15 protein-coding genes are annotated in these 18,069 nt (G+C 47.2%); 6 read left to right on the forward strand and 9 right to left on the reverse strand.

Features of this window, described 5'->3' with window-relative positions; genetic code table 11:
• Positions 1–3: 3 nt before the first annotated feature.
• From HY200_08765 to HY200_08800, 8 genes are all read right to left on the reverse strand, one after another.
• Positions 4–1,722: a proline--tRNA ligase gene (locus tag HY200_08765; GenBank protein MBI3595035.1), complete on the reverse strand. Its 1,719-nt coding sequence runs from the start codon at positions 1,720–1,722 to the stop codon at positions 4–6.
• Positions 1,722–2,828, reverse strand: a complete 1,107-nt coding sequence (gene ispG, locus HY200_08770) for a flavodoxin-dependent (E)-4-hydroxy-3-methylbut-2-enyl-diphosphate synthase (GenBank protein ID MBI3595036.1) — start codon at positions 2,826–2,828, stop codon at positions 1,722–1,724. Before ispG ends, HY200_08765 begins: the two co-directional genes overlap by 1 nt.
• Positions 2,829–4,145 carry an RIP metalloprotease RseP gene (rseP, locus tag HY200_08775; protein ID MBI3595037.1) on the reverse strand — a complete coding sequence of 439 codons (1,317 nt, stop codon included), beginning with the start codon at positions 4,143–4,145 and terminating at the stop codon, positions 2,829–2,831.
• Between the two features lie 83 nt (positions 4,146–4,228).
• Complete coding sequence (locus HY200_08780; GenBank protein ID MBI3595038.1) at positions 4,229–5,395, reverse strand: 1-deoxy-D-xylulose-5-phosphate reductoisomerase; 1,167 nt, start codon at positions 5,393–5,395, stop codon at positions 4,229–4,231.
• Positions 5,396–5,444: 49 nt separating this feature from the next.
• Positions 5,445–6,269, reverse strand: coding sequence for a phosphatidate cytidylyltransferase (locus HY200_08785; GenBank protein ID MBI3595039.1), 825 nt, complete (start codon positions 6,267–6,269; stop codon positions 5,445–5,447).
• Between the two features lie 36 nt (positions 6,270–6,305).
• Positions 6,306–7,109, reverse strand: coding sequence for an isoprenyl transferase (locus HY200_08790; GenBank protein ID MBI3595040.1), 804 nt, complete (start codon positions 7,107–7,109; stop codon positions 6,306–6,308).
• A 14-nt stretch (positions 7,110–7,123) separates the two neighbouring features.
• Complete coding sequence (locus tag HY200_08795; protein MBI3595041.1) at positions 7,124–7,816, reverse strand: hypothetical protein; 693 nt, start codon at positions 7,814–7,816, stop codon at positions 7,124–7,126.
• Between the two features lie 313 nt (positions 7,817–8,129).
• A complete protein-coding gene (locus HY200_08800) occupies positions 8,130–8,456 on the reverse strand; it encodes a hypothetical protein (protein MBI3595042.1) in 327 nt (108 codons plus the stop codon).
• Between the two features lie 249 nt (positions 8,457–8,705).
• On the opposite strand from HY200_08800, the gene gltB reads away from it, so the two are divergent.
• From gltB to HY200_08830, 6 genes are read left to right on the forward strand one after another with little or no spacing between them, the layout of a single operon-like run.
• On the forward strand, positions 8,706–13,241 hold the full coding sequence (gltB, locus tag HY200_08805) for a glutamate synthase large subunit (protein MBI3595043.1): 4,536 nt from the start codon (positions 8,706–8,708) through the stop codon (positions 13,239–13,241).
• Positions 13,234–14,682, forward strand: coding sequence for a glutamate synthase subunit beta (locus HY200_08810; protein MBI3595044.1), 1,449 nt, complete (start codon positions 13,234–13,236; stop codon positions 14,680–14,682). The genes gltB and HY200_08810 overlap by 8 nt, the downstream gene beginning before the upstream one ends.
• Positions 14,683–14,727: 45 nt before the next feature.
• A complete protein-coding gene (locus HY200_08815; protein ID MBI3595045.1) occupies positions 14,728–15,162 on the forward strand; it encodes a nuclear transport factor 2 family protein in 435 nt (144 codons plus the stop codon).
• A 41-nt stretch (positions 15,163–15,203) separates the two neighbouring features.
• Positions 15,204–15,491: a BolA family transcriptional regulator gene (locus tag HY200_08820; GenBank protein ID MBI3595046.1), complete on the forward strand. Its 288-nt coding sequence runs from the start codon at positions 15,204–15,206 to the stop codon at positions 15,489–15,491.
• The gene (msrA, locus tag HY200_08825) at positions 15,488–16,018 is read left to right on the forward strand and encodes a peptide-methionine (S)-S-oxide reductase MsrA (protein MBI3595047.1); all 531 of its coding nucleotides are present in this window, start codon (positions 15,488–15,490) and stop codon (positions 16,016–16,018) included. Before HY200_08820 ends, msrA begins: the two co-directional genes overlap by 4 nt.
• 40 nt (positions 16,019–16,058) lie before the next feature.
• Entirely contained in the window at positions 16,059–16,520 is a 462-nt protein-coding gene (locus HY200_08830) for a phosphatidylglycerophosphatase A (protein ID MBI3595048.1), read from the forward strand.
• Here HY200_08830 and HY200_08835 read toward each other — a convergent pair.
• Positions 16,498–18,003: a response regulator gene (locus HY200_08835; GenBank protein MBI3595049.1), complete on the reverse strand. Its 1,506-nt coding sequence runs from the start codon at positions 18,001–18,003 to the stop codon at positions 16,498–16,500. The two genes, HY200_08830 and HY200_08835, sit on opposite strands and share 23 nt — an antisense overlap.
• Between the last annotated feature and the right edge of the window lie 66 nt (positions 18,004–18,069).

Below are 18,069 nucleotides of genomic sequence, written 5' to 3' on the forward strand. Positions count from 1 at the left end.
TTTTTATGAAGGTTGTCGTTCTGACAGGAACGCGAGGATTTGTCCGAGCGGAACTTTTTGGGTCTCACCGGTCTTTCGGACCTTTACTTCGACGGCACCTTCGGCCAGGCTTTTTTCACCGACAATCACCTGAAACGGGATTCCGATCAAATCGGCATCATTAAATTTCACACCTGGACGTTCCGGCCTGTCGTCGATCAGGACTTCGAAACCCTTATTTTCCAGTTCCAAGCTTAATTTTTCCGCGGTTTCCACTACTTGGATGGATTTCTGATTGAGAGGAAGAACAACGACATGAAACGGGGCAATCTGGCTCGGCCAGATGATCCCTTTTTCATCATGATTCTGTTCGATAGAAGCGGCGGCTGTCCGACCTATGCCGATTCCGAAACAACCCATGACAAACGGTTCTTCTTTTCCTTCCTGATTCAGGTATCTTGCCGACATCAATTCGCTATATTTTGTCCCAAGCATAAAAACGTGTCCGACTTCTATCCCACGGGTCAGTCGAAGGGTACCGCCATCGCATCTTGGGCAGAGATCCCCTTCTACGACCTTCCTCAGGCTTTGATACTTTTCGACTTGAAAGTCTCGTCCCGGTTTGACATGCAGAAGGTGCATATCTTTCTCATTTCCTCCCGCAACACCATCTTCAATCTCCTGCACTGAATCGTCGGCCACCATTTTCAGGTGCGAGAGGCCGACCGGTCCCGCGAAACCTGACGGTGCCTTTGTGATCTCTTCCACTACCTTGGCGGATGCCAAGACCAGCTCCTGAACATTCAAAACCTTCTTTAATTTGACTTCGTTCAATTCAAAATCTCCTCTGACGAGAACAACCAGAGGTTTCTGATCAGCCAGATAAATCAACGTTTTAATAATTCTTTGAAGGGAAACTTTTAAATAATCTGCGACGTCAGCAACCGTTTTTTTTCCCGGAGTGGTCACCTTTTCTATCGATTTTGCATTTCTTTCTTCCGACTTTTTTTGAATCATCGGTCTGGCTTCGGCTTGTTCGATATTTGCCGCGTACTGACATTGCTCGCAGATAGCAAGGCCATCTTCGCCGCTATCGGCCAAAACTGAAAACTCATGGGATGAGGAGCCGCCAATAGCACCGGTATCCGCCTCAACAGCCCTGAAATTGAGTCCGCAACGACTGAAAATTCGCGTATAGGTGTCAAACATAATCTCATAGGTTTTTTGCGCCGCTTCCAATGACTCATCAAAACTATAGGCATCTTTCATGATAAATTCCCGTCCACGCATCAGGCCGAAACGGGGTCGAATTTCATCCCTGAATTTTGTCTGAATCTGGTAGAAAATCTGGGGTAGAGCGCGATACGATCTGATCTCTTTTCGAGCCAGATCAGTAATGACTTCCTCATGGGTCGGGCCAAAACAGAACTCCCGGTCATGGCGATCCTTAAATCTCAACAATTCTTTACCGTAGAAATCCCATCGTTGCGTCTCTTTCCAAAGTTCTGCCGGCAACACAGCCGGCATCAAAAGTTCCTGTCCTCCGGAACGATTCATCTCTTCCCGGACAATGGCCTCCACTTTTCGGATTACTCGTAGTCCCATCGGAAGGTAATTGTAAATACCGGCGGATACTTTTCGGATCATTCCCGCACGGAGCATTAATTGATGGCTAATCACTTCGGCGTCAGAAGGAATATTTCTTAAGGTGGGAATTAAAAGGCGGGTAAAATAACCGGGCATTAGAGACGATCCAGGCTTTTTCCGTCTCGCTGTACTTCTTCCTTTTCGCGAGCAACGGAGATCGCTTCTTCGATTAGTACGTCGTAAATTTCATTGGCATTCACCTTGCGGACGATTTCTCCCTTTTTGAATAGAATTCCGGAATCTCGCCCTCCCGCAATTCCAACATCCGCTTCCATTCCCTCTCCAATTCCGTTCACGACACATCCGAGAATTGAAATGTTCAATGGAACTTTAATTTCACCCAATCTCTTCTCGACATCATTAGCGAGCTTAATCACATCGATCTCAAGTCTTCCACAGGTCGGACAGGCAATGACGTTAATTCCACGGTGGCGAAGCTCCAGAGCTTTTAGTATTTCAAATCCTGCACGGACTTCTTCCACCGGATCCGCCGCAAGCGAAACCCGGATGGTATCTCCGATCCCTTCTGATAAGAGAAGCCCGAGGCCGATCGCGGATTTGATTGAACCGGTAAAAAGGGTTCCCGCTTCAGTCACCCCGAGGTGAAGCGGATAGTCTGACTTTGAGGAGAAGAGACGGTACGCCTCCACAGCCAGAGAGACATGAGATGCTTTTAATGAAACTTTGGTGTTATAAAACTCCATTGCTTCCAATACATTGAGCGCGCGGACGGCCGATTCCACCATCGCTTCTGCGGTGGGATAACCGTATTTTTCAAGGAGATCTCTTTCAAGGGATCCCGCGTTGATTCCGACTCGGATTGGAATTTCTTTCTGCTTGGCGGCCAGTACGACCTTTTCCAGCTTTCTTCTTTCCCCGATATTTCCAGGGTTCAGGCGGATACAATCGACCCCTTCTTCGATCGCAATTAATCCGAGCTGATAGTCGAAATGAATATCCGCAATCAATGGGATTGTGATCTGACTTTTGATTTGGGAAAGCGCTTTTGCGGATGATTGATCAGGCACAGCCACACGGATGATTTCACATCCCGCCGCCTCCAGCTGTTTAATCTGGAAAATAGTGGCTTTCACATCGTTGGTATTCGTAGTGGTCATCGACTGTACGGATACCGGAGCCTTCCCGCCGATTTTGACGTTTCCGACCTGAATCTCTCTTGTTTTTCTTCGCGGTCGAACCATTTATCTGATATATCGGAGAATGTCGTTGTAGGAAACCACGACGAATAGTGTCATAAGTGCCGCAAACCCGATGGTCTGCGCAATCTGCATCCCTTTCTGATTCAGAGGTTTTCCCTGTATCGCCTCAATTCCCAGAAATACGAGCCAGCCGCCGTCGAGTACCGGAATTGGCAGGAGATTCATAATAGCCAGCTGAAGACTCAAGAAAGCCATCAGACTGATCAAATCACCCATACCGGAATGAGCCGCCTGGCCCGCCAACTGGGCAATCATAATCGGACCGCCCAGAGATTTGAGCGATAGACTCAAAGTGAGCATCTGTTTTAAAACATCAAAGGTTAACCGGGTTAATTCCCAGGTCTTTGTAAATCCTTTTTTGATCGATTCGATCACGCCGTATCGCTTAAAAACCGTTTTCTGACCCATGGACACGCCGATAACAATCTGCCCGGTGGCGTCATCTTTGGCTGGAATGAGTGATTTGTTCAATAAGGTGCCGTTGCGATCTACCGTCAACTGAATCTCTTTCCCTTCATTCTTCTTGATGATAGACGACATCTGATTCCAATGCGTGATCGGACTTCCATTCACTGAAACAATTCGATCCCCCTCTTCCAAACCTGCTTTCGCGGCCGGATACCCTTTTCTCATTTGGCCAATTGTAGCGGAAATTTCCGGATACCACCCCGCCAGTCCTACGCCGCTTTTTTCGTCAGAGCCGCTGGTCATTTGAACGGTTTTCGTTTCTCCATTTCGCAGAAGAACGATTTCCAGAAGATGATTGGGATTAGCGCCCACCTGCGTCAGAGCTCTTTCCCAGGTATCGGTATTTCTCTGATTGACGCTCTGAATCGTATCACCCGGCAATATTCCTGCCTTTTGGGCAGGAGAATTCTCTTCGACCCAGCCGACGCGAGGAGTCTGATCAAGATAGGCGGGAACCTCTGTTCCGATCAGGAAAACAATCGGCATCAAAGCAAATGCCAGAACCAGATTCATAAATGGACCCGCAAATACGATTTGCGCCCTCTGCCAGACTGTTTTAGAAGCAAATTCATCGGGCGCTTTCTGTATTTCATCCGGATTTTCTCCGGCCATTTTGACGTAGCCACCCAAAGGAATCGCCGAGAGGACATATTCCGTATCGCCCACTTTCTTGCTAAATAGCCTCGGTCCGAATCCGACTGAAAATTTTAAGATCCTGACGCCATTCCTTCTGGCAATATAAAAATGGCCCCACTCATGGATGACCACCAGAATACCGAGCACGATAATAAATGAGATAATCGTATAAAACATATCCACTCCTTCTTTCATTTTCAATTCAGGGCCCGTGCGGCGCTTTGCGTCCTCCGATGCCCCGAACCCCGCGTTACGCGCTGGCTAAACCAGTTGCATTACTATTTCTTCCCCTGAAGCATATCAATGAGCCGGGCTGCTTCTTTTCTTGCCCAGCCATCCGCATAAAGCACATCATCCAGTGTCTTGATCGACCCCGAATGATGGGCATCCATGGTTTTTTTTATTACTTCCTCAATTTCCAGAAAACGGATCTTGTGACTGAGAAAGGCAGAAACTGCCTCCTCATTTGCTGCATTTAATACGGCAGGCATTGTCCCGCCCGCGAAAAGCGCATCATAACCAAACGCGAGACAGGGGAAATCCTGATGATTTGGAACTGAAAATGTTAAAGATTCCGATGAGGTCAAATTAAGCGGCTGAAGATTCAAAGGGAGCCGCTCCGGATACCCCAGTGCATAAGAGATTGGTCCCCTCATATCCGGCACCCCCATCTGGGCAATCACTGATCCATCTATATATTCTACCATAGAATGGACGATACTTTGTGGATGAATCACAACTTCAATCTCCTCCACTTTTAAGTCGAATAACCATTTTGCTTCAATGACTTCGAGTCCTTTATTCATCAAGGTTGAGGAATCAATCGAAATCTTCTTTCCCATTAACCACTTAGGATGCTTCACGGCAGCCTCGGGGGTCACGCTTTCTTTCTCTTTTCGGGACAGATTCAGGAAGGGGCCTCCCGAAGCGGTCAAGATTATCTTTCTGACATTTTTCCTTTGATTTCCGGACAGCGCCTGAAAAACTGCGCTGTGTTCGCTGTCCACCGGAAGAATTCGAACGCCGGTTTTTTGCGCTTCCTGGCAGACCAGTTCCCCAGCAGTGACCATGCTCTCTTTGTTGGCAAGAGCGATATCTTTGCCCGCTCGGATTGCCGCAAGGGTGGGTAGAAGACCCCGGGCTCCAACAATGGCGGATACGACCAACTCTCCATCGGCAGACGTTGCGACCTGAAGAAGTCCTTTTTCACCTTCGAGGATATCGAGCTTGAGATCGAAACAGCGCTCTTTCAGGATTTTAGCGCTCTTCGCATCGGCAACGGACACAGTACTGGGAGAAAATCTCCGAATCTGTTTTTCAAACAGATCGAGATTGTACCCGGCCGCCATCGCGATGATCTTAAATCTCTCGGGAAACCTCGAAACAATATCGAGCGTGCTCTCACCAATCGAACCGGTAGAACCGAGAAGAATAATATTTTTCATTTTTTTATGATACCTTATCGCCCGGAGCAGAGTCTATGAAATTCAGATTTTACAATGGTAAAAAGTAAATGAGATAGTAAAATAGGAGTGGGGTGGTGAAGATAAAACTATCGATCTTATCGAGGATTCCGCCGTGACCCGGGAGAAGGTTGCTTGAATCTTTCACCTGATTGTCCCGCTTGAACATCGACTCGACCAGATCTCCGGTTTGACCGGCGACGCTCATGAGAATTGCCAGGATGACGATCTCCTTTAGCGAAAAAAAAGGGACAAACCACGCCCTGGCCAAAAGGGCCATTCCGACACCAAACAGTATCCCTCCAATCGCACCTTCTATCGTTTTGTTCGGGCTGATCGCAGGAGCCAGCTTTCTCCTTCCGAACAATTTTCCGGTAAAAAGCGCCCCCGAATCGGTTCCCCAGGTAACCATGGCCAGGAGGAAAATCCATTCCGGACCCTTTTCAAGGAGGCGGATGAGAATCAAATGACCCAGAAACCATGTGACATATATCATTCCCATCCCCATCACGGAGACGGAAAGAAAGTATGAACGCCGATCCATCTTAAGGTGAACGGTTAAAAAGATCAGGAAGAGTGCCGAAACGATCAGTGAGAGAAAAAAGGGATTACTTAATTTTTCCAGACCTTTTAAATCGATCCCTTGAAGATAAAATCCGCCAAGCATGATCAGGGACAAGAGTTCTCCGGCAATCAGGACGGAATATCTCTTTTCTTTGAAGTAAAGTGCATAAAATTCGTAGAGTCCGAGCGAAGAAACCAGCACCACAAAGAAGAAAAAATAAATTGGGTTTTGGAAGGCGACAAGGAAGTAAAATAAAGGGAAGAAAAGAAGCGCCACGCCCAGTCGTTTCATCTTGCTACAGGCAGATTCGCTGCGGAAGAGGCGCGATCATCGTTTAACCTGACTGGATTCCTGCGGAATTTCAGGAGCGATCTTTCCAAACCTCCGTTCTCTTCTTTGAAAATCGAGTATCGCCAATAAGAGATCCTTTCTCCTGAAATCGGGCCAGAGCGTCTTTGAGAAATAAAGTTCGGTATAGGCGAGCTGCCAGAGAAGGAAATTGCTGATTCGCTCTTCACCGCTTGTCCGGATCATCAAATCGGGATCGATGTTTCCCTGGGTATAAAGGTATTCCGAGAATTCATCTTCATTTAAATCTTTAAACAACTTTTTCCCTTTATGAACATCCTCGATAAATTTCTGTATCGCATCTATAATTTCGCTTCTGCCGCCGTAGTTTAGCGCGATATTCAAAACCATCGTCTTATTCTTTGCGGTCTCCTCTTCGACATGTCGAATCGAATGAATGACTGAAGAAGGGAGTTTCTCGATCCGGCCTATGGCTCTGAAACAGATGTCGTTTTCCATCATGGTTTGAAGCTCCTTTTTCAAGTACTCTTCCAGAAGCTTCATTAAGGTCTTGATCTCCAGTTCCGGCCTTTTCCAGTTCTCCACCGAAAACGCGTAAATCGTCAATACTTCTATTCCCAATTCCCTGCATAAGGTTATAACTTCTCTAACGGAATGAATTCCTTCGCGGTGACCTAAAATTCGGGTCAATCCCTTTTCTTTGGCCCATCTGCCGTTTCCATCCATGATGATCGCGACATGCCTCGGCATTGTTCTTTGCCGAACCAGATCAATTAATGCATGATCTGAAAAGGAATCTAATTCAGCCGGATCTGGAAGCATTACCATTCTAACTCCTATGGGACATTGCCGTTGGACGCGGCTGTTAATTGGTCAATGGTATGTCTAAAGGGGAGATTGACCAAATCGACTTGCACGGTTTGATCTGACAGTGAATGGACATTAAATTCATAGACCGGATTCATTCCTTCTTCTGACGGTAACAAATCATGATCGGAATTGGAATGCGAAAGATTCAGGAATCGGTCGGTCAAAACCAATAACTTGGAGAATTCATCGAGAATGACGCCATTCTTTTTGTCCATCACCCCGGTTACCCGAACCGGAATTCTGGCAGAACTGATTCTAACCAGATCGCCTGACTGAGGCTTCTTGGAGGAAAATCGGACATTTCCGGCACTTTGCTCCTCTTCGACCTTATCGACTTCTACCCAACCAATTCTTTCTTCAAATCTCCCCATTTCTTCGTGTGTTGAGGGATGAAAAAAAGGCTCGCCCGGACGAATTATTTCCAAAACAATTCCTTTCACCAACCCATTTTTCCGACCCAAATTAATCTTTCCACGCTCTCCATCCGTTTGAATCAGAGAGCCTTCCACTTTTGGGAAATAGGTCGAAAAAATATACGTCAAATCTTCAATGGAGAGCGGAATCGGCTCTGCAACAGAAACCGTTGCCAGGGCAACCGTTCCAAGAAAGGTAAAAGCACCAATAATTAATATTACATTAACTTTAAAGTAATTAAACATAAACATTAAGCCTGACTTGACAGCCTGTGATTCCGTGGTAGACTTAATTGTTAATAAGTCAACTGCTATGTCGTAGGTTTTAATCGAAACTATCTAAATTAGTGTGAAGGATACCATGAATCAGCTCCCGCTTTCCACACCTATCAAGGAAAATCACATCGATACGGTTTCAAGACTGGAACTTAAAATAGGTGTAGGCCTTTTTATATTCTCTCTTTTAGGACTCTTAATCAATTTTTTTGACTAACAAAAAAAATCCCCTAGAAACAATATGTTCCGGGGATTATCGTAACTCAAACTCGAGTTCATCTCTTTAATGTTTGCACTCATAATTTGAACCGCCGATTGAGCTCTTATCAATTTTCAAGAAATCAGCAATCGCCGAATCAGGCATGGCATGTTGAGAAATAACCGTAGAAATCCCTTTGGAATCCAGGGTCTCCTTCAACTGATCGCTGCACCCTCGGGCGATGGCTACAGTACAGTCATTGATCACTTCCATGACATTTTCGTCAAAAAACTTGATTTGGGCGCTCAAAATTTCTTTATCGGTCACATCGTAAACAATAAAAGCCATTGGACTGTCGAGCGTTTCACCCAAATTACTTCCATCATCCGTCGCAACTGCAATCTTTGGCATCTTTAGACCCTCCTTAAAATATCAATGAAAATATGGACCCCCGGAAGGACCCGTGTCAATCGACCTCTTTGGCATGAAGAGGGTATTTAATAAATTTAACAAGAAGGCGGGGAAAATACAAGCAAGAAATAGAAAAATTATTTGATTTCATTTCAAGAGATCTTCTATAATAATCATATCTAATGAGTTAAATTCTTTTCAGACTGAATTCTTAATAAATCACCCTTACCCTGATTATGAAAGTATTCCATGACTGAAAATCATCGGCATTCTCGTCGTCTCCCTGTTGCCCAGGGGCTTTATGACCCAATCCATGAGAAAGACTCGTGCGGCATCGGCCTTGCTGTTAATATAAAGGGAATACCTTCCCACGATATTGTTCTAAAAGGCCTTGAAATCCTTAAAAATTTATCTCATCGCGGCGCCGTGGGCTCAGACCCTGACACGGGGGACGGCGCAGGACTTCTGATTCAAATTCCCCATCTCTTTTTTAAAAAAATGATGCAAGAGAAATTGATCGATCTTCCCGATCCAGGCGAATATGGTATCGGAATGGTCTTTCTCCCCACTTCCGACTCCGAAAGATCCCAGTGCGAAAAGATCATTGAAGAGATCAGCAAGGAAGAAACTCTACCCTTCATGGGCTGGAGAGACGTGCCCGTCTTGTTGGATAAAATAGGAGCTCTGGCACGAGAGAGCGCGCCTGTCATTCGACAGTTTTTCATAGCCAATCCTGGAATGGTCAGGGAAAAATTCGAACGCAAGCTTTATATTATCCGGAAACAGGTTGAAAATCAGATCTTAAGCTGGGTCAAAGAGGATTTTTATATCTCCAGCCTTTCCTCCAGAACGATCTGTTACAAAGGACTGCTCACTCCGGAACAGATCCCCCTCTTTTACCGGGACTTGAACGACCCTCAGTTTTCCAGCGCGCTGATTCTGGTTCATTCGCGATTCAGTACCAATACTTTTCCCGCATGGTCGTTGGCCCATCCCTATCGATATGTCTGCCACAATGGCGAAATTAATACGCTGAAGGGAAATATCAACTGGATGAAAGCGCGTCAGGGACGCCTCTCTTCCGAGGCCTTTGGAGACGATATTAACAAGCTTTTCCCCATCATACGGGAAGGACAGAGTGATTCTGCCTGCTTTGACAATGTCTTGGAGTTTCTTCTTATGGGAGGGCGTTCCCTTCCTCATGCGATGATGATGCTGATACCCGAAGCCTGGGTTGGAAATCCGGATATGGATCTAGACCGGAGAGGATTTTATGAATATCACGCCTCGATGATGGAGCCATGGGACGGACCCGCTGCCATGGCCTTTACAGATGGCACCTTGATTGGAGCGACTCTGGATCGTAATGGGCTGCGCCCCGCCCGGTATCTTGTCACGACAGACCATTGTGCGATTTTAGCGTCGGAAACCGGCGTCCTTTCTTTTAAGCCGGAAGAAATTTTGACCAAAGGACGGCTTCAGCCCGGGAAAATGTTTCTGGTCGACACTGCGCAAGGGAGAATTATCGAAGATGAAGAAATTAAAGCCGATATCGTAAAAAGAAAACCGTACAGGCAATGGGTCGCTGCCAATCGGATTTCCATTGACGAGCTTCCCGAGCCGATCAATGTTTACCAGCCAGATCCGGACAGCATCAAGAAGCGGCAGAAAGTTTTTGGATATACGTTTGAAGATTTGAAGCTTCTTCTAGCTCCGATGGCGATTAACGGAGAAGAAGCGATCGGCTCCATGGGAACCGATACACCTCTGGCGGTCCTTTCCGAACGTCCGCAACTTCTCTTTCACTATTTTAAGCAGCTTTTTGCGCAGGTTACAAACCCTCCCATCGACCCGATTCGCGAGCAGTTGGTGATGTCCCTTGCAACCAACATCGGACCCAAACCAAACCTGCTTGGAGAGACTCCGGAGCATTGCAGAAGAATCAAAGTGGGACAACCGATCTTGACCAATTCCGATCTTGAAAAAATCAGATCGATCGCGGACGGACATTTCAAGTCCAAAACATTAAAGATTGTTTTCCCGGTCTCCAGCGGACCCGACGGGCTTGAGAAGGCTCTTGAACAACTTTGCCTCCAATCGACCCAGGCGATTAAATCAGGTTACAATTTTATCATTCTAAGCGATCGGGGTGTCAACCCGGAGTGGGCGCCGATTCCTTCACTTTTGGCTATTTCAACGGTCCATCACCATCTCATTGAGGAGAGTCTTCGTGCAGAGGTTGGCCTCATCGTTGAAACCGGCGAAGCTCGGGAGGTCCATCATTTTGCCCTCTTGATGGGATATGGCGCCGGAACAGTTAATCCCTACCTGGCTTTTGAAACCCTGACGGATATGGCTCGATCAGGCCTTTTTCCCGAGGCGGTTGACGCTGCAACGGCAGAAGGAAAGTTCATCAAGGCCATCAACAAGGGACTCCTGAAAATCTTTTCAAAAATGGGAATCTCTACCGTCCAGAGTTACTGTGGTGCCCAGATCTTCGAGGCGATCGGACTCAATACCGCTCTCATTGACCGTTATTTTACAGGTACGCCATCCCGAATTGAAGGAATTGGCCTGACAGAAATTGCCAAAGAGACCTTGACCAAGCATGCCGCAGCCTATTTTGATTATTCTTCGATTAATGACGCGCTCGACATGGGAGGCAATTACCATTATCGTTTGCAAGGAGAACAGCATTCCTGGAACCCTGAAACCATCGTTAAACTCCAGGAAGCAACGCGAACAAACAATGCCAATACCTTCCATGAGTTCAGCAGGCTGGCCAATGAAGAGCGTCACCATGCCATGACGCTCAGGGGATTGATGGAACTTAAAACAGAACAAAAACAGATTCCCCTGGAAGAGGTCGAACCTGCCAGTGAAATCGTCAGGCGGTTTGCCACGGGTGCCATGTCATACGGATCGATCAGCAAAGAAGCACATGAAACCCTTGCTATCGCCATGAATCGTCTTGGCGGTAAAAGCAATACCGGAGAGGGCGGTGAGGATGAGGAACGATTTGACACCGAGAAGAACAGTGCCATCAAACAAGTTGCATCAGCCCGGTTCGGTGTGACCACAAACTACCTTATCCATGCGAAAGAGCTTCAGATTAAAATGGCTCAAGGAGCAAAACCGGGTGAAGGGGGGCAGCTCCCCGGGCACAAAGTCGATGAAGTGATTGCAAAAACTCGTCATTCGATCCCGGGCGTCACCTTGATTTCTCCACCGCCTCACCATGACATTTATTCGATCGAAGATCTTGCGCAACTGATTTATGATTTGAAAAATGTCAATTCGCGCGCCAAGATAACCGTCAAATTGGTTTCAGAAGTGGGTGTCGGGACCGTTGCCGCAGGCGTCGCAAAAGCCCATGCGGATATGATTTTAATCAGCGGAGACTCGGGTGGGACCGGGGCTTCTCCGCTCTCTTCAATAAAACATGCCGGCGCACCCTGGGAACTTGGACTTGCGGAAACTCAGCAGACTCTGGTTCTCAATCACCTCCGAAGCCGGGTTAGAATTCAGACAGACGGACAGTTGAAAACGGGAAGAGATGTCGTGATTGCGGCCCTGCTGGGAGCGGAAGAATTTGGATTTGCAACCGCTCCTCTCATCGTCGAAGGGTGTATCATGATGCGAAAATGTCACTTGAACACCTGTCCGGTCGGAATTGCGACACAAGACCCCCTGCTTCGAAAAAAATTCACAGGCCAGCCGGAACACCTCATCAATTATTTCTTTTTCGTCGCCGAAGAAGTCAGGCAGTATATGGCTCAACTCGGATTTCGAAAATTCGACGAAATGGTCGGAAGGGCCGACAAGATCGAGCCGAGAAAGGCAATCGATAACTGGAAAGCCAAGGGAATTAATTTGGAAAAAATACTCTATATGCCAAAGGTCTCGCCTGACGTTCCGATCCATTGCGTTGAGTCCCAGGATCATGGTCTTGATCAGGCACTGGATCACACCTTGATCCAACTGGCCAGACCGGCGCTTGACCATCAAAAACCGGTGAGCGAAAAACTCCCCATTCGAAATGTCCACCGCACTGTCGGCGCGATGCTTTCCGGAGAAATCACCCGAAAATTCGGCGCCAAGGGACTCCCTCCGGATACCATCAAATTTCATTTTGAAGGGAGCGCAGGACAGAGCTTTGGCGCTTTCTGCGTAGACGGGCTTTCATTAACTCTCGAAGGAGAATCGAATGATTATCTTGGAAAAGGGATGTCCGGAGGACAAATCATTGTCTTTCCGCCAAAGGGCTCTATATTTAATCCGGAAGAGACGATTATCGTCGGCAACACGCTTCTCTATGGAGCAACCGGGGGCGAGCTCTATATTTATGGATTGGCGGGCGAACGATTTGCAGTGAGAAATAGCGGTGCGTCGTCGGTTGTCGAAGGCGTTGGAGATCATGGATGCGAATATATGACCGGCGGAACCGTCGTCGTGCTGGGAAGGACGGGAAGAAATTTTGCCGCCGGGATGAGCGGGGGAATTGCCTACGTCTTCAACGAAGGGAGGGATTTCGAGCGGCGCTGCAACCTCAGTATGGTTGAACTCGAAGCAGTCACCCAGAAAGAAGATCAGAACCTTCTTAAGAGCCTGATCGAAAAACATGCCCGACTCACTCAGAGCAGCAAGGCATTGAGAATTCTGAAAGAATGGGAACCCAGTCTCGCCAAATTTGTCAAAGTCATTTCTGTAGAATATCGAAGGATTCTGGAACAAAGACAGGCCTCGATACACTCCCCGCAAAAGGAAACACCAGTCAATGGGTGATCCGAAAGGCTTTTTAAAAATCCATCGGGAAGGACCAAAACGTCGGCCCGTCCCTGAGAGGGTAAAGGATTTTCACGAGTTTTATGAAGCCTTTTCAGACGAAAAGCTGAAGCTCCAGGCGTCGCGATGCATGGATTGCGGCGTTCCGTTCTGTCAAAGCGATTCGGGCTGTCCCGTTCACAATCTGATTCCCGACTGGAATGACCTGATCTATCAGGAACGATGGAAAGATGCGCTCCAACGTCTTCACCTGACGAATAATTTTCCTGAATTTACAGGCAGACTTTGTCCTGCCCCCTGCGAATCAGCCTGCGTACTCGGAATCATTGATCAACCTGTTTCGATTAGAAATATCGAGCAGTCGATCATTGACCGGGGTTTTAGTGAAGGTTGGGTCATCCCTGTACGGCCCAGGTCGGAATTAAAGCAAAAGGTGGCAGTTGTTGGATCAGGACCGGCCGGGTTGGCTGCTGCTCAGCAACTCCGCCGTGAAGGATACCAGGTCACCGTCTATGAGAAATCGGATCGAATCGGAGGGCTGCTCCGGTACGGCATTCCCGATTTTAAAATGGAAAAAAAGGTTCTGGATCTCCGTCTCGAACAGATGAAAGAGGAAGGGGTCCAATTCATCACCCAGACCGAAATTGGAAAAACAATTTCGCTTTCCAGGCTCAAGGAAGAGTACGATGCAATATGCGTTGCGATCGGAGCCACGAAGCCGAGAGACTTCTCACTTCCCGGAAGAAATCTTCACGGGGTTGTCTTTGCCATGGATTACCTAACCCAGGCGAATAAGATCATTGCAGGAGACAAAATCCATCCCGATCCATCCCTTTTTGCAAAGGGAAAACGAGTCGTCGTAATCGGAGGAGGGGATACCGGCTCTGACTGTGTCGGTACCGCAACCCGTCAGGGAGCCAAATCGGTACAACAATTTGAAATTCTTTCTCGGCCTCCTGAAAACCGTTCTCCTTCGACTCCCTGGCCCTATTGGCCCCTGACCTTAAGATCCTCCCACGCACATGAAGAAGGCTGCGACCGGAAGTGGAACATCCTGACCCAGTCGTTTTCCGGTGAAAATGGAATCATAAAAAAAATGAAAACTGTTAAAGTCGAATCCAGAACTGATCAAAACGGGCTTTCACGCCTGGTTGAGATTCCAGATTCTGAAGAAGAACTGGAAGTCGATCTCGTTTTATTGGCGATGGGATTTGTTCATCCTGTTCATGAAGGGCTTATTCAAGAATGGAATCTTAAACTCAATTCAAAAGGAAATATTGCAGTCAATGATCATTTTATGACGAGTGAGACTGGCATTTTTGCCGCTGGAGATTCGGTCCGGGGCGCCTCTCTTATCGTTTGGGCGATTGCAGAAGGGCGAGAAGCAGCCGAAGGTATCACCCGTTATCTGAAATCAAAATTGACTGCCGTCTCTTCTTGACGGGCTCTTTCGCCCGACCCATTCTGCTTTGACCAGGAGTTTAATATGTCTCTCAGCCCCTTGGAACAGTTGATGAAAGCCAACGAAATGTTTTATCGGATATTTGAGTCGCTGGATATCAAGGAATTTGAAAAACTCTGGTCACACGAAGAGTATGTCCAGTGCATTCACCCGGGTTGGGCGCCCTGTTCAGGATGGAAGAAGGTGCGCGACAGCTGGGTCATGATATTTAATCATACCCGGTCTCTCCATTTTACCATTTCGGATATTAAGGCGCATATTCTGGGACCTGTTGGATGGGTCATTTGTTTTGAAAATCTGGAAAGCAGGGATGGAGAACGGTGGATCAAAAGTCAGGTTCTGGCTACCAATCTCTTTGAATTAAAAGAGAGCCAATGGCTGATGATACATCATCACGGCTCACCTATCTTTCAGGATAATCCGGCCACCTCCGGCGGACATTTTGAAGATTTACCCTAGCGTTACGGCAGTGATCCGATGAGGCATAGGAAGCAAGGGAGATGAGCCACCGCACCCGGCAGACCCAGGAGAAGATCGAGTCGATTGTGAGAGAAAAATTGCTTGCAACTCATGTCGAAATTGAAGATGAGTCGTGGAAGCACGCCGGTCATGCCTCAGCAGGAGGAGGAGGCCATTTTCAGATGATTATCGTATCGCCTCAATTTGAGGGGGTGAATTTGATGAATCGCAATCGCCTTGTCTTTGAGACTCTTCAGGAGCTGATGAAGTCTGAGATCCATGCTCTTTCGATCAAAGCAAAGACTCCTGACGAGTGGATACACGGATGAAAACGGCAACCCTGGGTGGAGGTTGTTTTTGGTGTCTCGAAGCCGTCTTTTCCGATCTGAAAGGGGTGGAAAACGTGATTTCGGGATATGCGGGAGGACTACTTGCGAACCCATCCTATCAACAGGTCTGCAGCGGCAGAAGCGGACACGCGGAAGTGATTCAGATCCAATATAATTCCCTTGTCATCTCCTTTCAGGATCTTCTCCGCATATTCTTTGTCATTCATAATCCGACAACTTTAAACCGTCAGGGCGGAGATGTCGGACCACAATATCGATCTGTTATTTTTTATGGAGATCCGGAAGAAAAAACGATTTCTGAAGAAATCATCATGGAATTCGAATCGAAAAAGATCTGGAACACCCCGATCGTCACGGAAGTCGTCCCGCTCGAGCATTTTTACCCTGCTGAAGCGTATCACCAAAAATACTTCCAGAGAAATTCAGACCAGCCTTATTGCGTGGCCGTCATCGAACCCAAGGTTTCAAAATTCCGCAAACAATACTTTGATAGATTAAAGAAATAGATTGAGAAACCGGTCCTGAGTCTGACTCTGGAGAAAAAAGTTGAAGCAAATCCACCGTTTTATTGCGACAGGAGGATATACAGGCTATTTTCCAAAAATACCGGGCACCGTTGCCACGCTTGCCGGCACCTTGCTTTTCTATCCGATTCATTTTTTAGGTATCGTCTACCAGGCCGGTCTGATCGTCATGTTTTTCGGCATCGGCCTCGTTTCTGCGTCCCGACTTGAAAAAGAGCTCGGATCGAAAGATCCCTCTGTGGTCGTTATCGACGAAATCGTCGGGATATGGATCGCGCTATATCTAATCCCTTTCAACTGGAAGAGTCTCCTGACGGCTTTTATCCTCTTCCGGTTTTTTGACATTCGAAAGCCGTTACGGATTCGTTCTCTTCAGACGTTCGATTCTGGCTGGGGAATCATGCTTGACGATGCATTGGCAGGCATTTATACCAATCTCATTTTAAGAATCGCCTATATGGCTAAGCCTTTAATACTTTCTTGACCACCTGGCCGATCTGGAATGCCCGATAGGGTTTCTGGAGGCAATCAGAAAATCCAAATTTTCCAAAGTCGGCCATGGCCGGATCGTTCGAATAGCCGCTTGAAACAATGACTTTGACCTGGGGATTGATTTCTTTGAGTCTTCGAAGCGTTTCCATGCCGCCAATATCACCCGGCACAGTCAGGTCCGTAATCACGAGATCAAACGGATTTCCAGTCCCCAGTGCCATCTTGTACCGTCCAACGGCCTCCACGCCGCTTTTGGCCGTTTCCACTTCATATCCGAGATGACTCAGTGTCTCCTCCACCAAATCCAAGACCGAGACTTCGTCATCCATAACCAGAACTTTCCCCCGTCCCCGGACCATCCCGTCCATTTCCGGTTTTTCGGGATGAATTTGCAGGCCGGCCAGTGCCGGAAGGTAGATGACAAATGTACTCCCGGACCCGGGATTTGATTCCACGGTGATTGCTCCCTGATGTCTTCGGATAATAGAATGGCTGACCGAAAGACCCAGACCGCTTCCCTTTGTTTTTGTCGTAAAGTAAGGGTCAAATATCTTCGACAAATTTTCCTTTGAAATGCCTGTTCCCTGATCCTGGATAGAGATCAATACATATTCCCTGTTTCTTAAATGAATTTCCCTGAGACCCTCATCCTTAACGGCTAAATTTCTAACCTCTAAACGGATCGTTCCCCCTGAAGGCATTGCCTGCTTTGCATTAATAACCAGATTTTGGATCACCTGGCTTAGCTGGCCTTCATCCGCCTCTACCGACCAAAGCCCCTCCTGAAAATAAAACTGACACTGAATATTGGAACCCGAAAGAGCAAAGTGAGCGGAATGTTCTATGAAATTCTTTACTGAAACAAGCTTTTTGACCGGAGCACCCCCTTTTGAAAAAGTGAGCAGCTGCTGGGCCAGTTCTGAAGCGCGCAAAGACGCTTTCTCCGCCTCTTTGAGGCGGGTCAAAAGCTGCTCTTTTGAATCCAGAAAGGATTTTGCCAGGGAAATATTGCCTAAAATGGCGGTCAAGATATTGTTGAAATCATGGGCGATTCCTCCGGCCAAAAGACCTAGCGACTCAAGCTTTTCAACTTTCTGAACTTCCTCTTCCATTTTCCTCAGCTCGGTAATATTGGTCGAAATGACCATCGCTGAAATTGTCTTCCCGTTATGTTTCAGGGGAATGAGACGACTGAGCCATCGGGAAGGTCCCACCATGTGTAGCTCTATCGAATTCGGTTCACCGGTTTCGAATAAAGTATCGAGTAATTCGAGGTATTCTTCGCGCTGATCTTCAGATATATAGAGTAACGCATTCGTTCCAATAATGTCTTCGATTCGGAATTGGGGCAGGACCCTGTTGATATAGAGAATGGTAGCGCTTCTGTCCAGAATACAGATGCCGTCGGGTGAGTTTTCAACAAGGATGCGGTACTTTTGTTCCAGATCTGAAAGATGGAGATCTTTTTTCGACATCGTTTGCTTACCGTCTCTAGAGGTAGTCCAAACAATAAATAAGCCTTGAAGGAATTTTCCTCCAAG

Source organism: Nitrospirota bacterium (genome assembly GCA_016194305.1).
Lineage (GTDB): Bacteria > Nitrospirota > Nitrospiria > JACQBW01 > JACQBW01 > JACQBW01.